The sequence below is a fragment of the Vibrio sp. 10N.222.48.A3 genome (assembly GCF_041475345.1).
GTDB classification, from domain to species: Bacteria; Pseudomonadota; Gammaproteobacteria; order Enterobacterales; family Vibrionaceae; genus Vibrio; species Vibrio tasmaniensis_A.
In genome coordinates this window covers 6,219-6,479 of the sequence record NZ_JBFRVX010000494.1, presented here as the reverse complement: position 1 = coordinate 6,479, position 261 = coordinate 6,219, and the positions used below count along the sequence as shown (strand labels likewise).

The 261-nt window shown below is 43.3% G+C and carries 1 protein-coding gene; it reads right to left on the bottom strand.

The features are described from left to right. Nucleotides 1-42: 42 nt before the first annotated feature. Nucleotides 43-261 (bottom strand): hypothetical protein (locus AB4653_RS14600; RefSeq protein ID WP_372104551.1); only part of this gene is annotated, 219 nt, incomplete at its 5' end.

The following is a 261-nucleotide window of genomic DNA, read 5'->3' as shown; positions in this document are numbered from 1 at the left end:
TAATTTCGATTGTCATTGTATTTACCTACCTTAATGCCAGTCTTATGCGTATTGCGGGTTAATTTTGTCTGCGTCGATGCCGAATTTAGCAATTGCTTCAGCAACTACTGATTTCTCAACATCACCACGTTTAGCCAGTTCAGTAAGTGCTGCAACAACAACGTAGCCTGCATTTACTTCGAAGTGACGACGTAGGTTTTCACGGCTGTCTGAGCGACCGAAACCGTCAGTACCAAGTACTTTGTAAGACTCAGAAGGCAT